Origin of the sequence: Shewanella oncorhynchi (genome assembly GCF_012584455.1) — a bacterium.
Lineage (GTDB): Bacteria > Pseudomonadota > Gammaproteobacteria > Enterobacterales > Shewanellaceae > Shewanella > Shewanella oncorhynchi.
The window spans coordinates 1-15,180 of the sequence record NZ_JABAEB010000010.1 but is presented as its reverse complement, the minus strand read 5'-3'; the positions used below and the strand labels follow the sequence as shown (position 1 = coordinate 15,180).

The window sequence follows — 15,180 nt, the reverse complement described above, 5'->3', positions numbered from 1 at the left end:
ACGTAGGGAACGGGATTACAGCTTAACTAATACACGCCCTGTGACTTGGCCTTGGATAATTTTATTCGCGAAATCAGGCACCTCTGCCAATGATATCTGCTGGCAAGCTTGCTGATAAAAATGTTCGGGTAGTGCTTTAATCACAGCTTCCCACGCCGCTTTTCGTTTCTCAAATGGACAAGAAACAGAGTCGATTCCCAGTAAACTCACACCCCGTAAAATAAACGGCATAACGGTTGTTGGTAATGCAAAACCGCCCGCTAAACCACAGATAGCGGCTGCACCACCGTATTGCATTTGCGCTAATGCTTTGGCGAGGATCTTGTTACCAACGGTATCGACCACACCCGCCCAGCGCTGCGCCTCAAGCGGCTTAGCATCTTGTTCAAGTTCACTGCGATCAATCACTTCTGCGGCGCCAAGCTCCTTCAATAAAGGCGCATTCTGTTCAACTCGACCACTGCAGGCAACCACACGATAGCCAGCATTGGCGAGCAAAGTCACCGCTACAGAACCCACACCACCACTGGCACCTGTGACAAGAATATCCCCACTTTGCGGTGTTACCCCAGCCTGCTGCAGCGCTTGCACGCACAACATCGCCGTAAGCCCGGCCGTGCCTATCATCATGGATTTAGCGGCATCACAACCTTGCGGCATGGGCACCAGCCAGTCGGCTTTAACTCGCGCTTTTTGCGCCATACCACCCCAGTGGTTTTCGCCCACGCCCCAGCCCGTCAAAATCACCCGATCGCCAACTTGGTATCTTGCATCCGTCGATTCGCGCACCACGCCCGCAAAATCGATGCCTGGTACCATAGGAAACTGACGAATGATTTTGCCAGCACCGGTCACAGCTAAACCATCTTTATAATTCAGCGAGGAATAGGCGACATCAACCAAGACTTCCCCTTCTGGCAAATCAGCTTCTGTGATTTGTGAAACTTGAGCAAACGTACGTTTATCTTCTTGCGTCAGTAGTAAGGCATCAAACATAAATCGCTCTCCGAAGGCCAAACCGTATTAAACGGTATTCAAAAAGTTACCATAAAAGGCATAGACGCTATTAACAAGCAGACTTATGGCTAATAGTAAATGCTGAGATCTAAACAGATTAAAGATAATGACCCAGAGTGATCGAGCGCAAGAAATGGTAAGATCTAGCGTCTTTATTGCTTTAAACTCGCCTGCTGTAAAGCGCCGCTTTGACCCCAGTAGCGGGCAAACTCAGTCAAGGTCATTCCGGCATTATTCGTTAGGTTCGCATCGCATTCTTTCGCGTATAGCCGCTTTACGATAGTGAATTCGGCCTTAATCACAGCGCCCATCATTGCCGTATTACCACGCTTATCTTGCAAACAAGCATTAGCACCATGCTCAAGCAATAAATCCGTTGCAGCCTCTTGGCCGTTATAAGCCGCCACCATTAGCGCGGTATAGGTTTGACTATTTCTCTGGTCAATAGGGAAGCCAGCATCGAGAAAATGCTCAAGCACTGTGATATCGCCGGTACGCGCTGCTGCAAAAAAATAGTCCACCAGCAATTGTACTTGTGCGGTATCGGGCTCGTCCGTTGGACTGACAGTTGCGGATGTAACCAATGGTGCTTGAAGCGAACCCGCCCCCATTGCCACCGACATACTCAGGGCCACAATAATCAATAATAAGATAGCAATAGTGTGTTTCATCAATGGCTCCCAGCACAGCTAAAATAGAGATTTAAACAATGAGACGTGACGAAATGCCCGCAAGACGCCCTCTTAAACTGGGCAGAAAAGAGCTTGTTTACGTCTTGCGGGACTTACTGGGTTCGGACAGTTAATGCGCAAATCTCTGCGACCAAAATAGTCCTAAAAATAACAAAATTAGATTGAACGTTGTTTAACGTCAGCCAAATCACCCTTTACGGCCTTGGTTAAACGCTCACCAAACTCTGGATCTGCACGATAAAAGTGACTGAGCATCTGATGTTTCACATTGGTATCGTTCACTTTACCTAAGTCACCGGCCAAGTTAGTGATCAGATCTGCTCTATCTTGCTTGCTCAAGCTGCGATAAAAGACGCCCGCTTGGCTAAAGTTATCATGCTTGCTAATAGCCGTTTGTTGCACAGTCCCCGTCAGCGCAGTTGTTACCGCACGATAACGATTATCTTCGGCCAAGGCTAAATGTACGCTCGGTTGATAGTTCACATCGGACTGGGTATACCCCATATTGCCCGCACCTTCTTGGTTGTGGTTTGCCACCGCCACTAAGGGTTTATTAATCGGCAATTGCGACAAATTCGCGCCGAGTCGATACAGCTGAGTATCGGCGTAGGAGAACATACGGCCTTGCAGTAATCTGTCTTCCGAAGGCTCAATCCCTGGGATCAAATTCGATGGCGCAAATGCCGCTTGCTCCGTCTCTTGGAAGAAGTTTGCAGGCATGCGGTTCAGCGTCATAGTGCCCACTTTTTGTTCTGGCACATCTAGCCACACCTTAGTGGCGTCTAACGGGTTGTAATCAAACTTATTAAGCTCAGTCGGGTCGAGTAATTGAACGTACAGATCCCACTTAGGATAGTTACCCTTGTTGATCTCACTATAAAGATCATCAGTTAAATGGTTAAAGTTTTGCCCTTGGACTTTAACCACTTCATCGGGACGTAAGCCTTTAACACCTTGCCGACTCTTCCAGTTAAATTTCACGTATTTAACTTGGTTATCTCGATTCACAAATTTGTACGCATGCACACCGAAACCGTCCATTTCACGATAACTGGCAGGTACACCTAAGTTACTGTAAACCTGAGTCAACATATGGGTTGACCCCGCTTCGTGACTGAAAAAATCGAAGAAACGATTCGGATCTTGCATATTGGTCACTGGCGATGGTTTGAGTGAATGCACCATGTCAGGAAACTTGATTGCATCGCGAATGAAGAATACGGGTAAATTATTACCTACTAAGTCCCAGTTACCTTGGTCCGTATAAAATTTGGTCGCAAACCCTCGGGGATCACGCAGCGTTTCTGGCGAACCTTTCGAGTGGATCACGGTAGAAAAGCGCACAAATACGGTCGTCACTTTACCTTTTTGTGCAAAGGGTGCCGCTTGGGTTAGGTTACTAAAATCGCCACTCGATACAAATTCACCATGCACACCTGTGCCTCTGGCGTGGACGACACGTTCAGGAATACGTTCACGGGCAAAGCGTTGTAGCTTCTGGATAAGCTGCACATCTTGCAATAACACGCTGCCATTACTGCCCGCTGTGGTCGAGTTTTGGTTATCACCCACAGGTGCACCATTGTCACGTGTCAGGGTATTTGTTGGTAAAGTTTGAGCCTGTACATTCAATGTCAGACCCATAGAAATAATTAAAAGGCTTTTAGTAAGATGCATAACAGTTCCTCTTCTATGCATAACGCCAAGCTCTTTTCTGCCTGCTCACAGTATAGTTCTGAATTTGTAATTAGAAAAAACGATCTTTATCGATTATACGAATCAATAAAACCTATTAGACATGAATTGGCAACAACAAAAGTCACATTGTCAGATACTGAAGCTAGATATTGTGGACTAAAACCTCTCGGTTTTAGTCTATTGCGAAGTGGATAAACGTGGGGTGATTAAGAGATATTTAGTAATTGATTGAGCTTCACAACAAGAGCCGTAAGCTAGCATTAATCCTTAATCCCCATCTGTTTTAATCGCCGGTACAAGGCATTACGGCTGATCCCTAAACGCTTAGCGCATTGGCTCACATTGCCATTACAGGCTTGGTATGCCTGCAGCACATTGCTATAAATCGCCTCATTTAGGGAATCCGATTGAACCTTTGTGGCATTCGGCTCCACAACGAACTTGCCACTTGGCAGGGGTGATGCTGAATGTTGACGGCTTACCTCCTTAAATTCTTCAAATAATGGGGCTGCTTGTAACAGGCCTACTTTTAACGGCTCGCATGTGAGTTTGGCCGCCAGATAATCGGGTAAATGTTGCCAATTGAGAGTATTGTCTCCTTCTGCCATCAAGCAAGCGACTTGCATGAGGTTATCCAGCTCACGCAAATTCCCCGGCCAGTCGTATTGCATCATTTTCCCTAACAGTTCTGGGCAGATATCCTGCGCGGCGATACGATGTTTACGATGCAATTTATGGATAATACGCTCGATATCCTGCCGCTCACGCAGCGCAGGTAAACGTACTTGCAGACCATTCAATCGATAGAATAAATCCTGCCGAAACAGCCCTTGAGTCACCTGTTGTTCTAAATCCATATGGGTTGCGGCAATGATTTGGATATCGACTTTAAAGCTTTGATTACTGCCAACGGGTACCACTTCGCGCTCTTGCAATACTCTGAGTAAACGACTCTGGGCCGCCAGCGGCATTTCACCGATCTCATCTAAAAACAAAAATCCACCGTGGGCTTGGCGAATTTTACCGATAAATCCAGTGCGGTTTGCCCCAGTAAAAGCGCCTGCCTGATAACCAAAAAGTTCAGATTCGACTAATTCAGCGGGCAATGCGGCGCAGTTCACTGCCACTAAAGGCTCGGTGCGACGTGCACTCTGGGCATGGAGCTTTTTAACAAACTGCTCTTTACCGACGCCCGTTTCTCCGAGCACTAACAGCGGAATTTGCTTGGTGATCACCTTATTGGCATGTTGCCAAGCGCGTTCTAATTGAGGATCGCGAAACCTAACCCCCAATTGATTGAGCGATTTATTGCTAATCGCAACTCGACCCTTAGCGCTGGGAATATTTAAGGATTGAGTCTGTAAATGCAAAGCTAAATGTTGATTAAAACCGCCCACACGGCTCCAATTATCGCCTAAGTACTGTTCGACGGCATCGCCCACCTTGGCATGATTAAGCAATTGTTTCGCCATGGGATTGCACCCCACAATGCGACCATCGCTATCGGCAATCACTATGCCCTGCCAACCCGAACTGAGCAGGTTTGGCTGCGCCGCCAAATCGATTCGATAATGACTATCGGGCAGATGGCACAAAAGCGCGGTCTCGACCTGCTGCGCCAAACTGGACACTAACATCAGCGTCTGCTGGGTGTGCCTTTGCTGCTCGCTGGTGATATCAATCACCCCGAGCATCTCACCTTGGGGGGAAAATATCGGGCAAGCTGTGCAACTCATAAAACGGTTCTGGCGAATAAAATGCTGCTCACCCACCACGGATACCGCTTGTTTGGCGGTAAGCGCCGTCCCTATCGCATTAGTGCCCTTATGCTGCTCAAGCCAATTCACCCCAATATCCAGAGCTACATCCGCCAGTTTTGTGGAGTAACGGCTCACGCCCCAATGCCTAAGTACATAACCCTCGGCATCGGAGAGCAGGAGTCGGCTATTAGAATGCGCCATCAACTGATTAAACAAAGGCAAGGCGTGGGATTGCACTAATGCAATGAGCATTTGATATTGCTCATGTTTCTGCTTTAGTTCGCAGGCATCGAGCCTTAGCTCCTGGGGTAACTGAAATTCTGACAAGCCAGCGCCAATGCTGCGCTGCCACGAATCGGCCAACCACGCCTGTGTCGATGGTAAATGCGGTTTAACTGTCATAGCCGTGCTACCCCGAGCTGTGTTCCGTTTCGGCACAATTGCTGTGTGCCACTCAATGACAAAGTAACCACTGGACACACTTCTCTCCCTGAGTGCCCATACTTATTCAAATCTGCAAAATTAGCTTTTCATCATACTGTTAGCACAACAAGTGTACAACTCCTGCCAGTTTGGCACTCTCCTTGCGATGCACCCTTGGTATGCAAGCCTAAGGTGTTGCATAAGAGAACACTAAGCCAATCAATAGGATTGGCTTAAAGCAAAACGAAAAATATTTAAAAAGGCATCCAGCAGAGATGCATCAACAAGACTCCCTTGCTGAAGCCAAGAGCGTAAAAATCGCCAACGCCCAGCATGCCATCCACAAGAAGGAATGATTCTATGATTTATGCTCAACCCGGAACCGCAGGCGCAATCGTTAACTTCAAAGAAAAATACGCCAACTTTATCGGCGGAAAATGGGTCGCCCCAGTCAATGGCAAATACTTCGACAATCGCTCCCCCGTGAATGGTCAAAACTTTTGCCAAATCCCGCGATCCGATGCACAAGATATTGAATTAGCGTTAGATGCCGCCCACGCAGCCAAAGAAGCATGGGGTAAAACCTCAGTCACTGAGCGCTCAAACCTGTTACTGCGCATTGCCGATCGGGTCGAGCAAAATCTCGAATACTTAGCCGTTGCCGAAACCTGGGAAAATGGTAAAGCGGTGCGTGAAACCTTAAATGCCGACTTGCCCTTATTCGTCGACCACTTCCGCTACTTTGCAGGCTGTATCCGCGCACAAGAAGGCAGCGCTGCCGATATCGATGGCAACACAGTCAGTTATCACTTCCCAGAGCCTTTAGGCGTGGTCGGCCAGATCATTCCTTGGAACTTTCCACTCTTAATGGCCGCATGGAAAATCGCACCTGCGCTAGCGGCGGGTAACTGTGTGGTACTCAAGCCTGCGGAGCAGACGCCAGTCACGATTCTGGTCTTGCTCGAACTGATTGAAGACCTATTACCCGCGGGTATTCTTAACGTAGTCAACGGCTTTGGCGCCGAAGCTGGACAAGCTTTGGCCACCAGCAAACGCATCGCTAAATTGGCCTTTACGGGCTCCACCGAAATTGGCTATCACATTTTAAAATGCGCCGCCGAATCCTTAATTCCATCAACCGTTGAGCTTGGCGGTAAGTCGCCTAACGTGTTTTTTGCCGATGTGATGGACCATGAAGACGAGTATTTAAATAAGGCCGTCGAAGGCATGTTGCTGGCCTTCTTCAACCAAGGTGAAGTCTGTACCTGCCCATCACGAGTGTTAATCCAAGAGTCGATTTTTGATCGCTTTATCGAAAAAGTGCTCGCCCGTGCGCAAACCATTAAGCAAGGCGATCCCTTAGATACCGACACTCAAGTTGGCGCTCAAGCCTCTAAAGAACAGTTCGATAAAATCTTAAGCTACTTAGCCATAGGTAAGGCTGAAGGTGCAGAAGTGCTACTGGGCGGCACACTTTGCCAACTCGATGGCGGCCAAAGTGAAGGCTACTACATCAGCCCAACCATTATGAAAGGCCACAATAAGATGCGTATCTTCCAAGAGGAGATCTTCGGCCCTGTGATTTCGGTCACCACTTTCAAAGATGAAGCCGAAGCCTTAGCGATCGCGAACGATACAGAGTACGGCCTAGGTGCTGGTGTGTGGACACGGGACATGAACACGGCTCAACGTATGGGACGTGGCATTCAAGCTGGCCGCGTGTGGATTAACTGTTACCACGCCTATCCTGCCCATGCCGCCTTTGGTGGTTACAAAAAATCCGGCATCGGTCGCGAAACCCATAAGATGATGCTCAACCACTATCAAAATACCAAGAATCTCTTGGTGAGTTACGATGTGAATCCTTTAGGTTTCTTCTAAGGTTTTGGTGTTCAAACAAGCTGATGTGAGGAAGCTTTTATTAGGTTTTTAAACGTCTTTGCAAGCAAGCTTATAAAACTTTCCGCATGAGTAATAGATACAAGTGATAAACATGAAAGGGCGAATAGCCCTTTCTTTTTTAACTGAATTTAATTCAAACCTCACTCAGTTTATATTATCAATCCGCGCTAAACGCTGAGCTAATTCAGCAAGAGAGGAGGCTGTTTGTGGATCGCTTTGGGGATCGATAACTTCAACCAGTTTAAGTTTTGGCTGAAAAGGTAACCAAGAACTGCCCGTTGTCATCACTAAATCCAGCACAAACTGACCGTAATAGTGCAATCTCAGTCGGTTATCCTTCATAGGCCAATGGGCATAAAGCAGAAAAGAATCGTACATTTGCGCCAAAGAGGTTGTCGCAATGAGCTTAAACCCTTCATCAAGCAGACTAAACTCGGTCGATTCTTCGAAGGGACAATCAAAAGAAGTGATGACCAAATACCCCAAGGTTTTATTGGATAAAACGCAGCGATATTGGCCTTCAATCACTAAGCCAGCAATAAAGGTATGAGTAGGTTGACCATTGAAATACAGAGGCATTTTCAGTGGGTTAGGATCAAACCCATAGGCATGCTCTGTTAGCAGTGAAAACCCCGTTATCGGCTGCATCCCTTACCCCACTTATCTCGTCTACCTATCTCGTCTACCTATCTCGCCTACTTATCCGCGAAAACACACGTCACGCGGCTCTTGCGGATTCAAATACTAGGACTGGCGGCTTTTCCAATAACAGCCCACTAAGATCAAGTAACCGACAAAATATGCCACGAGATCGAGTGGATCAAAATGGCTACCTATTACTATCCGCGCCAAGCGATTTCCACCCAAGCCCAGCTTATCGACTAAGCCCCAATACTGGCCAAACTCGATGGCAAAGGCAAACAGCAATACCGCAAACGCCAGCAAAGGAGTTTGAAATAAATGCTTAATGCCATCGCCTGTGTTTTTTACTGCGGCTTTTTCTACCGGATTAGCAATAGGAACGACAGCCCGCACCATGCAAAACAGTAAGATCACCACCAATACATCGCCCACAAAACCACGAATAAAACCCGCAGGTGCATATAAAGCGATTAAGACTTCAGTCAAAAATAATAAAACGGCATAAATACAAAAGGATTTACGACTCGGATTGCGGCTGATAAAAGCGCGAATAACGGCGGTAGACATAAATAAGTTAATCCCTTCGCTCGGTTGAGGTGGCAGAATTTACCGTAATACCAATAGGTTAACAAGTGAGTTTTCGTTGACATTTAAGGCTCACCACCCGAGCAAGCGCGGCACTCAAGCCTATCAATTCGATAAATGTTCGCCCCTCAAAATTTAAGCGAGGTTTAAGTTTGGGTTAAGTAGCCTACACCTAAACCCACTTAGGAGCGTCACACCATGTCATCAAACACACTGCAAACCATCAAAGTCTGGGACCTGTTGATCCGCATATTCCATTGGTCACTCGTCGGCTTTTTTACCTTAGCCTACCTCACTGAAGGCGAAGACGAGTGGATGACCATCCACAGTTACGCAGGTTACAGCATCTTAATTTTACTGGTGTTTCGCCTGCTCTGGGGCGTGATGGGTACCCACAATGCGCGCTTTAGCAACTTTATCACTCACCCTAAAGAAGTGCTGGTGTACCTCAAAGGACTCGTCACGGGCAAAGCCAAAGACTACATAGGCCATAACCCCGCTGGGGCAATGATGATAGTGGCCTTGATTGCCAGCATAGCCATCACGGGGTTCTCGGGTATGGCTCTGTACGCCACCGACGGATACGGCCCATTAGCCACGAGCTTTTTCGCCACTTGGCCTGAAGGCGCCATAAAAGAAGTCCATGAATTCTTTGCCAACTTCACAGTGTTCCTTGTGGTCATCCATGTTGGCGGCGTCATCGTCAGCAGCCTGTTACACAAAGAAAACTTAGTCAGAGCCATGGTCACGGGCAAGAAACAACGCCCTGCGGAACAAAAAGATTAATCCATTAGCCATTTTGCTTAGCAATAAGATATCCAGCCCAAAAGGAATGCCCTATGAACAGATTAACCAGACACACGAATAAAAGTCACCTTGCCATTGTCGCAATTTCAACCTTGCTGCTGACTAGCCTCAGCGTTAGCGCCGTCAACAGTAAAGTGCAAAGCCTGCCACTTAGCGCCGAGCGCATCGGCACGCAACTGCAACGCTATCAAGCCCAAGGTGCTGGACCCTTTGCCGCCGCCGCAGGACAAAAGCTTTGGCTACAGGACATGGACGGTCGCAGCTGCGCCAGTTGCCATACCGCCAAAGTCACCGACATGGGGATGCACCAAAATACCCGTAAACCCATTGACCCTATGGCGCCGTCGATTACCGCAGATCGGTTAACCGACTCAGCCAAAATCGAGAAATGGTTTACCCGTAACTGTAACTGGACCTTTAAACGCGACTGCACGCCACAGGAAAAAGGCGATGCCTTACTCTGGTTAAGCCTGCAATAACCGCCAAATTTCGACCTTATAGCTCATTCAATTAGATCAATTAATTTCAATACCTTCCACAGAAGGTAACGGCACAAAAAGGAAGATGTCATGACTAAACAAGCACACCCTATTAGCTGGTTCTTAGGTTCATCACTCACAGCTGCGGCATTAGCCATTGGCGTTATCGGTGTCAGCCTAACCTTAACCGGCACAGGCTATGCGGACGATGGCCGTGGGCTTAGCCGCGCCATTCCACAAAATGCGGAATATACGGCAGAATGTGGCAGCTGCCACATGGCTTACCCCGCGAACTTACTCCCCGCCGACAAGTGGCGCGCCATTACCGCAAATCTTGAGAATCACTTTGGCGACAACGCCAGCCTAGATCCTCAAGTCACTGCTAGAATTGAGGAATATCTGGTTCAACATGCGGCGCAAAATGGTAAGGTGATGAAAAACAGCACGCCACTGCTTGCAGGCGCTGGGCCGCAGAAGATCACAGAACAGGCATTTTTTATTCGCAAACACGATGAGATCCCAAGACGTATGGTGCAAGATAACCCCAAAGTCGGCTCATTCAGTCAATGCAGCAATTGTCACAACCTCGCAGAGAAGGGCATATTCGATGAAGATACCGTTAATATTCCTGGCTTTGGCCGTTGGGATGATTAGCAGCCCCAGCTGCGATGCCCACGATGATGATCTTTCAAACAAGGTGGTCGAGTGGGTTAAGGAGGGCAAGGTTTTGCCCTTCGACACCATAATGCAACGCTATGAATCACGGCTAAAGGGACGGTTACTCGATCTCGAAGTCGAGCAAAAACATGGCAGGATCATCTACGAACTCGAGATCCTCCGTGACGATGGCATAGTGTATGAAATCAAGATTGACGCCAAAACTGGCGAGTGGCTAAAGGAAAAGGTCGACTGATGCGTTTGCTATTGATTGAAGATGATACCGATCTGGTCGCGCGCCTCATTCCCGCCCTTAACAAGGCGGGTTATACCGTCGAGCACGCCGATAACGGTATTGATGGCGCCTTTTTAGGCGAAGAAGAAAACTTCGAAGCCGTGATCCTCGATCTCGGTTTACCCGGCAAACCCGGTTTACAAGTCCTCGGCCAATGGCGACAAAAAGGCTTAGCCATGCCAGTGCTGATCCTCACCGCCCGCGATGCGTGGCACGAGCGGGTCGATGGCCTCAAGGCGGGTGCCGATGATTACCTCGGCAAGCCTTTCCATATTGAAGAACTACTCGCAAGGCTCGAAGTGTTGATCCGCCGCCACTTTGGCCGCGCCGACAATGTGTTGCAACATGCGGGCGTTTCCCTCGATGTCGACAAACAAGCCGTCACCAATGTTGATGGTGAAGTGATAGAGCTGACTAAGATTGAATATCGCCTACTGCATTATTTAATGGTCAATCCCAGCAAAATCGTCTCTAAGTCAGAGCTCAGTGAACGCATTTACGAAGAAGATCAAATCAAAGATAGCAATGTCATCGAAGTGTACGTCAACCGCCTGCGCCAGCGCCTAGGCAAGGATTATATCGAAACCCGTCGCGGCCAAGGTTATCGACTCAAGGAGTAAAAGGCGTGTATTCACTCAAGGGTTATCTGACGCGCAATCTGCTGATCACGCTCACCTTTGCCATGGTGCTGTTACTGTATTTCTTATACCAAGGTATCCAAATATTAACCCAAGACTTTGTTGCCTCGCGATTGCAACACGATGCCGACAGCCTGATCTCCGCCCTGAATAACCATCCCGATGGCACCTGGGCGCTTACTACCGACCGCTTGCCCAATGTGTACCACAGGGTTAATTCTGGGCATTATTTTGCGATTCAAATCGGCGAGCAAACCCTGCGCTCACGCTCCCTATTCGACCATAACGTGAACATGCTAAAGCTGACCGCCGGTGAGCACCACCAAGCCACTGAATTTGTCGGCAAAGAACATTGGCTGATGTTCAGTCAGGCCGTAATCAAAGATGATCAATTAGTTACCCTGTGGGTGACAGAAGACATCAGCGAGCTCGAACAGACCCAAGTGCAATTTTTAGCCTTTGCCAGCGCGGCGGTGTTGCTCACGATTGTTATTCTATTAATGGCGCAGTATCAGCTACTGAAACGCGGCTTTAAACCCTTAGAGCAGATGCCTGAAGCCATACGGCAGATGCGCACCCAAGGGCAAGAAATCAATCCAGACCAAATGCCGAGCGAAATCATCCCGCTGATTGAAGAGATAGATCGTTTAGTCAATCAATTGGGCCAGCGAGTACAACGCTCCCGTAATGCCTTGGGTAACTTAGCCCACGAAATGAAACGTCCGTTACAAGGGCTGCAGTCCTACCTAGAAAGCCTTCCACCAGAACAGCGGAGTGAGGGCAGCAAGGTGCTCGCAAACCTGCACCACATCATCGAGAGAGAGCTTAAGCGCACTAAGATTGTCGGCCTGTCCACTCCAGGGCGTTATACCGTGCTCGATGACGATCTTGCGCCGCTAATCAAAGTAATGCAGCGTATTTACCCAGACCGCATTATTCATAGCCATTACGCGAGCGGCTTAGTGATGCCGTTTGATCGGGATGACTTACTCGAACTCTTAGGCAACTTGCTGGATAATGCCTGCAAGCATAGCCGCAAGAACATTGAGATCCGTATTAGTCAGCAGAACGTGCCAACCACAGGCTATGGGATAGAAGTGAGTGATGATGGCGAAGGCGTCTCCGATGCCGCGCTGTCCGTTATCATTGAGCGCGGCATTCGGCTAGATGAAAGCATCCAGGGCCATGGTTTAGGATTATCTATCTGCAAAGATATCGTCGACAGTTATCAAGGCGAACTCGGTTTTAGCCATGCGAAACAAGGCGGACTTAAAGCCAGCATATTTCTGCCGCTCCCGAGTTAAGCGGTATACTCAGCCAAACCGTGCTTAATTAATCCTGCCGCCAAATCATTCAGACCAGCGAACGGACTTAATTATTCGTGCCACTATGTCGCACCATTAAGCCCTTTGCATAACACAAGTCCAGAGATTTATATGAAAGTTATCGACCTAAAATCGGCCCCGCAGCACATTCCACAGCTGGCACAATGGCATCATCAAGAATGGGCACATTTAAGTTCTGCGGACGCCACAGTCACCACACTCATTGAGCAGATGAGCGAGTACCTTACTGACGCCGCCATTCCTAAGATGTTTATCTGTGAAGAAGCTAACCAAGTCATGGGCTCCTCCTCATTAACCGCAGCAGATATGGATACCCGAACCGACCTCAGCCCCTGGCTGGCCAATGTATATGTTAATCCACACTATCGAAATAAAGGTTTAGGGAAATTATTAGTCAATGCCGTCGTTGATTATGCCAAAGCACTCGGATTACAAAAAATATATTTGTTTACCGCAGACAAAGCAGACTTTTATCAGACACTTGGTTGGTCAAAGATTTCACGGGAAGATTATATGGGCGAGATGGTCACGATAATGGAGTATGAATTGAGTCAGCAAAGTTGCTAAGTTAAGAAAGCAAGCTCCACGACGGACGTCGTGAAGCTGTACATGCGGGCTAAATATCTAAATGTGATATCCAATACTTAGCGACAAGCCAATGGCTTTAGTCAATTTCAATATCCACACCGAAACGATTGGATAGTTGGCGTTGCTCGTGCAGAATTTCAATTCGGCGGCGAGTATCTTGGGTCAACTTGTCTTTGAGGCGCAAACCACTGGTAATGGCGGCTTTTTTGGCTTTCTTGCTCTTCATCGGTAAATCAGTTGTCGTTGCATCCGTAGGACTCTCGACGGCTTGAGATTCGATAGACATAGCTAACTCCTTTAATTAGAACCTTAAATAGGCTCTTCCAGTAAATCCCTGCTCAAAACGAACAAACAGGTCATCTATAATGAGTCAATTCGCCATTCACTATTTAATTAACAGATAATTTGGCGACTCATAAACTTACGGTCCATATCATTCACCTAAGCCAACAAGATTAAATACATGCTGATAGGATGAAGACGATCGAGACATAAGGTCGAAATGAAAAACTGAGTATTGATTTACTTCATCGACGCAACAGAACCCTAACGAGTCCTAAATTTTCCGGCGACAAAGCGGCATAACATAGGTAGAGAAAGAACAGGTAGTAATGCAGAAAGGTTGGTAAGCTCGAGCGGCAAAGCGCTGCTGCGCAACAATTAGGCTACGCAACAGTACTACATCTAGCCTAGATTTACGACTTATATGGCATAGCGCCGAGGTAATCTTTCTTGCCAATTTCAACACCGTTGTGGCGCAAAATCGCGTAGGCTGTTGTTACATGGAAGTAAATGTTCGGAATAGCATGCTCAATGGCAAACTCATAACCTGTAAGATATTTTCCTTCCCATCGTGGTTGTGAGACATGGATCGTGGCCGCATTAGCAAAATCATCCGCTTTAAACGTCGCTAAATAATCCAAAACCGAGCTAATACGCGCTTGCAACTCAGCCAGCGTCGTCTCGCTATCATCATGCTTTGGTACTGTATCTAAGTTATCAGTCAAACGTGCTACGCCAATTTTGGCAGTATCGCAGGCAATTTGAACTTGGCGAATAAGATTGAATTGATCCGGCGCTAAACGTGAGTTTAATAGAACCGACATATCAACTTTCTTGAGGTTTGCGAAGCATTCGCCTTTTTCAAGAATAACGCTTAAATTTTTCAGCATCTTGCTAAATTGTACAACCGTTAAATCATAAAGCATGGCATGGACCTCATTGATGGACGCTACAAAACTGCAGCACTTAAGACGATCTTGGGGCAAATTACTCAATTTCAATCATTCTTGGAATTTAAGTATCTGCTTAATAATAAATACTTCAATATAAACGATATTAAGTCAATTAGGACAAGAAAAAGATAGACGTTACCTGTAGGGATAGAGCGTCAGCTACAAGCTAAGAGATTAAAATTATCTCGGACTGATCCGAATAACAATAACGTACACTCGTAGGAATTGGGATGGCCGGTTATGACGATAACCATTTAAGCGATAGCATCACTGGGACCAAATATCCGCGACGCCATAACGAAAAAAGCCTCATCTTTCGATGAGGCTTATCTCTTAATGTTGGCGGAGCGGACGGGACTCGAACCCGCGACCCCCGGCGTGACAGGCCGGTATTCTAACCAACTGAACTACCGCTC

General features: G+C 47.5%; 16 protein-coding genes. 8 read left to right on the top strand and 8 right to left on the bottom strand.

All coding sequences use genetic code 11. The features are described from left to right. Positions 1 to 15: 15 nt before the first annotated feature. From acuI to HGO26_RS15795, 4 genes are all read right to left on the bottom strand, one after another. Complete coding sequence (acuI, locus tag HGO26_RS15810) at positions 16 to 996, bottom strand: acrylyl-CoA reductase (NADPH) (protein WP_168826387.1); 981 nt, start codon at positions 994 to 996, stop codon at positions 16 to 18. A gap of 173 nt (positions 997 to 1,169) precedes the next feature. Next, positions 1,170 to 1,688, bottom strand: coding sequence for an ankyrin repeat domain-containing protein (locus tag HGO26_RS15805; RefSeq protein ID WP_168826385.1), 519 nt, complete (start codon positions 1,686 to 1,688; stop codon positions 1,170 to 1,172). A 177-nt stretch (positions 1,689 to 1,865) separates the two neighbouring features. Further along, positions 1,866 to 3,386: a catalase KatE1 gene (gene katE1 / locus HGO26_RS15800; RefSeq protein ID WP_168826383.1), complete on the bottom strand. Its 1,521-nt coding sequence runs from the start codon at positions 3,384 to 3,386 to the stop codon at positions 1,866 to 1,868. Between the two features lie 281 nt (positions 3,387 to 3,667). After that, positions 3,668 to 5,569, bottom strand: a complete 1,902-nt coding sequence (locus HGO26_RS15795) for a sigma-54-dependent Fis family transcriptional regulator (RefSeq protein ID WP_168826381.1) — start codon at positions 5,567 to 5,569, stop codon at positions 3,668 to 3,670. 381 nt (positions 5,570 to 5,950) lie between these two features. Between HGO26_RS15795 and exaC the strand changes: the two genes are divergently transcribed. Next, positions 5,951 to 7,471 (top strand): acetaldehyde dehydrogenase ExaC, encoded by a 1,521-nt coding sequence (gene exaC, locus HGO26_RS15790; protein WP_168826379.1) that lies wholly within the window; start codon positions 5,951 to 5,953, stop codon positions 7,469 to 7,471. A 165-nt stretch (positions 7,472 to 7,636) separates the two neighbouring features. Here the strand turns inward: exaC and HGO26_RS15785 are convergent, their stop codons facing one another. Together HGO26_RS15785 and HGO26_RS15780 are read right to left on the bottom strand one after the other, a co-directional pair. Beyond that, positions 7,637 to 8,140, bottom strand: coding sequence for a hypothetical protein (locus tag HGO26_RS15785; RefSeq protein ID WP_168826377.1), 504 nt, complete (start codon positions 8,138 to 8,140; stop codon positions 7,637 to 7,639). 96 nt (positions 8,141 to 8,236) lie between these two features. Next, complete coding sequence (locus HGO26_RS15780) at positions 8,237 to 8,701, bottom strand: ribosomal maturation YjgA family protein (protein ID WP_168826375.1); 465 nt, start codon at positions 8,699 to 8,701, stop codon at positions 8,237 to 8,239. Positions 8,702 to 8,917: 216 nt separating this feature from the next. On the opposite strand from HGO26_RS15780, the gene HGO26_RS15775 reads away from it, so the two are divergent. The 7 genes from HGO26_RS15775 to HGO26_RS15745 all read left to right on the top strand — a co-directional run bounded on the left by HGO26_RS15775 (position 8,918) and on the right by HGO26_RS15745 (position 13,508). Next, positions 8,918 to 9,505 (top strand): cytochrome b/b6 domain-containing protein, encoded by a 588-nt coding sequence (locus HGO26_RS15775; RefSeq protein ID WP_168826373.1) that lies wholly within the window; start codon positions 8,918 to 8,920, stop codon positions 9,503 to 9,505. A gap of 53 nt (positions 9,506 to 9,558) precedes the next feature. Then, complete coding sequence (locus HGO26_RS15770) at positions 9,559 to 10,005, top strand: DUF1924 domain-containing protein (RefSeq protein ID WP_168826372.1); 447 nt, start codon at positions 9,559 to 9,561, stop codon at positions 10,003 to 10,005. Between the two features lie 90 nt (positions 10,006 to 10,095). Continuing rightward, a complete protein-coding gene (locus HGO26_RS15765; RefSeq protein WP_011845503.1) occupies positions 10,096 to 10,659 on the top strand; it encodes a diheme cytochrome c in 564 nt (187 codons plus the stop codon). Next, positions 10,652 to 10,918: a PepSY domain-containing protein gene (locus HGO26_RS15760; RefSeq protein WP_011845502.1), complete on the top strand. Its 267-nt coding sequence runs from the start codon at positions 10,652 to 10,654 to the stop codon at positions 10,916 to 10,918. The genes HGO26_RS15765 and HGO26_RS15760 overlap by 8 nt, the downstream gene beginning before the upstream one ends. Next, positions 10,918 to 11,577 carry a winged helix-turn-helix domain-containing protein gene (locus HGO26_RS15755; protein WP_006079718.1) on the top strand — a complete coding sequence of 220 codons (660 nt, stop codon included), beginning with the start codon at positions 10,918 to 10,920 and terminating at the stop codon, positions 11,575 to 11,577. Before HGO26_RS15760 ends, HGO26_RS15755 begins: the two co-directional genes overlap by 1 nt. A 5-nt stretch (positions 11,578 to 11,582) precedes the next feature. Next, on the top strand, positions 11,583 to 12,899 hold the full coding sequence (locus HGO26_RS15750; RefSeq protein ID WP_168826370.1) for an ATP-binding protein: 1,317 nt from the start codon (positions 11,583 to 11,585) through the stop codon (positions 12,897 to 12,899). A gap of 132 nt (positions 12,900 to 13,031) precedes the next feature. Next, complete coding sequence (locus HGO26_RS15745; protein ID WP_168826368.1) at positions 13,032 to 13,508, top strand: GNAT family N-acetyltransferase; 477 nt, start codon at positions 13,032 to 13,034, stop codon at positions 13,506 to 13,508. 97 nt (positions 13,509 to 13,605) lie between these two features. On the opposite strand, the gene HGO26_RS15740 is transcribed toward HGO26_RS15745, so the two are convergent. Both HGO26_RS15740 and HGO26_RS15735 read right to left on the bottom strand, forming a co-directional pair. Continuing rightward, the gene (locus HGO26_RS15740; protein ID WP_105251048.1) at positions 13,606 to 13,815 is read right to left on the bottom strand and encodes a hypothetical protein; all 210 of its coding nucleotides are present in this window, start codon (positions 13,813 to 13,815) and stop codon (positions 13,606 to 13,608) included. A 409-nt stretch (positions 13,816 to 14,224) separates the two neighbouring features. After that, positions 14,225 to 14,737, bottom strand: coding sequence for a DUF1993 domain-containing protein (locus HGO26_RS15735; RefSeq protein WP_105251047.1), 513 nt, complete (start codon positions 14,735 to 14,737; stop codon positions 14,225 to 14,227). Positions 14,738 to 15,180 lie beyond the last annotated feature (443 nt).

Excerpts from the sequence above, each read along its gene's own strand:
- acuI (WP_168826387.1), bottom strand. The coding sequence starts at position 996 with ATGTTTGATGCCTTACTACTGACGCAAGAAGATAAACGTACGTTTGCT.
- HGO26_RS15805 (WP_168826385.1), bottom strand. The coding sequence starts at position 1,688 with ATGAAACACACTATTGCTATCTTATTATTGATTATTGTGGCCCTGAGT.
- katE1 (WP_168826383.1), bottom strand. The coding sequence starts at position 3,386 with ATGCATCTTACTAAAAGCCTTTTAATTATTTCTATGGGTCTGACATTG.
- HGO26_RS15795 (WP_168826381.1), bottom strand. The coding sequence starts at position 5,569 with ATGACAGTTAAACCGCATTTACCATCGACACAGGCGTGGTTGGCCGAT.
- exaC (WP_168826379.1), top strand. The coding sequence starts at position 5,951 with ATGATTTATGCTCAACCCGGAACCGCAGGCGCAATCGTTAACTTCAAA.
- HGO26_RS15785 (WP_168826377.1), bottom strand. The coding sequence starts at position 8,140 with ATGCAGCCGATAACGGGGTTTTCACTGCTAACAGAGCATGCCTATGGG.
- HGO26_RS15780 (WP_168826375.1), bottom strand. The coding sequence starts at position 8,701 with ATGTCTACCGCCGTTATTCGCGCTTTTATCAGCCGCAATCCGAGTCGT.
- HGO26_RS15775 (WP_168826373.1), top strand. The coding sequence starts at position 8,918 with ATGTCATCAAACACACTGCAAACCATCAAAGTCTGGGACCTGTTGATC.
- HGO26_RS15770 (WP_168826372.1), top strand. The coding sequence starts at position 9,559 with ATGAACAGATTAACCAGACACACGAATAAAAGTCACCTTGCCATTGTC.
- HGO26_RS15765 (WP_011845503.1), top strand. The coding sequence starts at position 10,096 with ATGACTAAACAAGCACACCCTATTAGCTGGTTCTTAGGTTCATCACTC.
- HGO26_RS15760 (WP_011845502.1), top strand. The coding sequence starts at position 10,652 with ATGATTAGCAGCCCCAGCTGCGATGCCCACGATGATGATCTTTCAAAC.
- HGO26_RS15755 (WP_006079718.1), top strand. The coding sequence starts at position 10,918 with ATGCGTTTGCTATTGATTGAAGATGATACCGATCTGGTCGCGCGCCTC.
- HGO26_RS15745 (WP_168826368.1), top strand. The coding sequence starts at position 13,032 with ATGAAAGTTATCGACCTAAAATCGGCCCCGCAGCACATTCCACAGCTG.
- HGO26_RS15740 (WP_105251048.1), bottom strand. The coding sequence starts at position 13,815 with ATGTCTATCGAATCTCAAGCCGTCGAGAGTCCTACGGATGCAACGACA.
- HGO26_RS15735 (WP_105251047.1), bottom strand. The coding sequence starts at position 14,737 with ATGCTTTATGATTTAACGGTTGTACAATTTAGCAAGATGCTGAAAAAT.